This window comes from Mesorhizobium sp. M7A.F.Ca.CA.001.08.2.1 (assembly GCF_003998455.1).
Lineage (GTDB): Bacteria > Pseudomonadota > Alphaproteobacteria > Rhizobiales > Rhizobiaceae > Mesorhizobium > Mesorhizobium ciceri.
Map to the genome: position 1 here is coordinate 1 of NZ_RZPW01000843.1, position 2,525 is coordinate 2,525.

Here is a 2,525-nt window from a genome sequence, read left to right on the forward strand (position 1 = left end):
TGTCGAGGCCGATGCCGCCGCCGAGCGAATCCGCCAGCGTCGGCAATTCTTCCACCAGCACCGGGCGGCCGGCATCGAGGCTGGCCTTCATCGCCGCGCCACGCGCCATCGAGACACCGATGATCTTTGTGCCGGGGCTGACGCCTTTGATGGCCGCGGCAACGCCTGAGGCGAGCCCGCCACCCGACAACTGCACCAGGACGAGGGCGGCATCCGGGACCTGTTCGATCATCTCAAGCCCGAGCGTGCCTTGCCCGGCGACAATGTCGGGATGGTCGAAGGGCGGCAGCATAACCAGCCCCTCTTGCGCCACCAGCCGATCGACCTCCTGCTGGGCTTCGTCCTGGCTGTTGCCGATAATGCGAACCTCCGCGCCCAGCCGGCGGATCCCGTCGAGCTTGTTTTCAGGCACCAGCCGCGACATGCAGATCACGGCGCGCATGCCCTCAAGCTTCGCCGCATGCGCCAGCGCGCGGCCGTGGTTGCCGGTCGAGGCCGCGACCACGCCACGCGCCTTCTCCGCGGTGCTGAGCGAAGCGACGGCATTCGAGGCGCCGCGCAGCTTGAAGCTGCCGGTGGTCTGCCGGTGTTCGAGCTTGAGGTGGACGGGGACGCCCAGCCCTTCGGAAAGAGTTTGGGACAGCACGGTCGGCGTGCGCTCGACCTTGCCGGCAATGCGCTCATGCGCGGCGCGAATGTGCTCAAGAGTGACCTGTGTCATGATCATCAATCAGGCGGCAAATGGCTGCGTCATCAGACGGCCGAATTCGGGACGCGGCGTGTCATCTCCGCACAGCCGCAGACAATTCCAGGCGGTCGCCTGGTTGCTGGTCACCACGGGACGTCCAATAGTTTTTTCCATGCCGGTGACCGCGAGGGCGCTACGCAGCGCCGTGCAGGACACGAACAGCGCATCGGCGCTGGCGTCGGTCGCCTCACGCGCCAGTTCGACAAGCGTTGCCGGTGCGATGCGCGCCATCTCGCGGTCGTCCTCGAAACCGAGGCAGGTGAAGCTGACGATCTCGAAGCCGTGCGCCGCGAAATAGGCGGCCATCGGCCTGGATGTCTCGACCGTGTAGGGAGTGAGGATGCTGATCTTGCTTGCGCCCAGCGCACGCAGCCCGCGCACGCCCGCCATCGGCGGGGTGATTATCGGCACGCCCGGCTTTGCGACCTGGATCGCCGCCTCGATCTCGGCATCGCCGATCACCACCGAGGCCGAAGTGCAGGAATAGCAGACGGCATCGAGTGGCTCATCCGGCAGGATCAGGGCCGCGCCCGCCGTCAGCGCCGGCTGCATCTTGCGCAGGTTTTCGGGCGTCGTCGGGTTGGCATAGGGAATGCGCGCGACATAGACGCCGACGCGTTCGCTCGCCACCATGCGGCGGAAATCCGGTTCGCTGGTGTGGTCGGTGGCCAGGATGATCAGGCCGACGCGCCGCTCCAGCGGACGCGCATCCAGTGCCGGCCGTTTCGGATACACCTTGATCTCGGGCAAGGGTTTCATCGGCTACCTCTCGATCTTGCCGTAGCGGCGTTCCAGCCAGCGCAGCAACACGACCGAAAACAGACTGATGACCAGGAAGAAAGCACCGACCAGGGTGATCGGCTCGATATAGCGATAGTAGGTGTTGGCGACGCTTTTGGCCTGGTTCATCAGTTCCAGCACGGTGATCGCCGACAGCAGCGGCGTTTCCTTGAACATGGCGATAAAGTAATTGGCGAGCGCCGGAATCATCGGTGGGATAGCCTGCGGAACGATGATGTGGGTCCAGGTCTGACTGGCGCTCAAATTGCACGCCTTGGCGGCCTCCCATTGGCCGCGCGGCACATTGTCGATGCCGGCCCGATAGACCTCGGCCGTATAGGTGCCGTAATGCAGCCCGAGCCCGATGACACCGGCGACCAGCGGCGGCAGCAGGATGCCGATGTCGGGCAGCACGTAGAAGATGAAATAGAGCTGCACCAGCAGCGGCGTGCCGCGGATGAATTCAGCCGCCCAGCCGACCGTGCGCGACAACGCCTTGTTGGGCGAGCGGCGCGCCAGCGCAATGCCAAGCCCGACGATCGCCGCCAGCACCGAGCCGAGCAGCGTCGCCAGGATGGTGATCTTCACGCCCTGGATCAGCGTTGGCATGATTTCCCAGACGAAATTCCAATCCCATTCCATCAGTAGGCCCAATTTATCAGAAGGGAGTTGGCCATCAGGCACGCACCCCGTCGAGGCCGCGCGCCATGCGTCGTTCCAGCGAGCGCACGCCCCACGAGATGAGCAGGGCGAGGATGAAATAGATGATCAGGATGGTGGTGAACGGCACCAGGGTGTTGCCGGTCTGGGCGCGCACCACCTGCGCCTGGAAGGTCAGGTCGGTGAGCGAGATCAGCGACACCACGGCGGTCGCCTTGAGCAATTCGATGGCGTTGTTGCCAAAGGTCGGCAGCATCACCAGCAGCGCCTGTGGCAGGATGATGTGGCGCATGCCTTGCCAGCGGCCGAGATTGAGCGCTGTGCAGGCCTCATACTG

The 2,525-nt window shown here is 64.8% G+C and carries 4 protein-coding genes; all 4 read right to left on the bottom strand.

What is annotated here, in order from left to right; all coding sequences use genetic code 11:
- Positions 1–721: hydroxyectoine utilization dehydratase EutB (gene eutB, locus EN914_RS31860; RefSeq protein ID WP_164779059.1), on the bottom strand; the 721-nt coding region annotated here is incomplete at its 3' end.
- A gap of 9 nt (positions 722–730) precedes the next feature.
- Positions 731–1,507 (bottom strand): ectoine utilization protein EutA, encoded by a 777-nt coding sequence (gene eutA / locus EN914_RS31865; protein ID WP_024502313.1) that lies wholly within the window; start codon positions 1,505–1,507, stop codon positions 731–733.
- 3 nt (positions 1,508–1,510) lie between these two features.
- Positions 1,511–2,170, bottom strand: coding sequence for an ectoine/hydroxyectoine ABC transporter permease subunit EhuD (ehuD, locus tag EN914_RS31870; protein WP_024502312.1), 660 nt, complete (start codon positions 2,168–2,170; stop codon positions 1,511–1,513).
- Positions 2,171–2,204: 34 nt separating this feature from the next.
- A partial coding sequence (locus EN914_RS31875; RefSeq protein WP_127389522.1) for an ABC transporter permease subunit occupies positions 2,205–2,525 on the bottom strand: 321 nt, incomplete at its 5' end.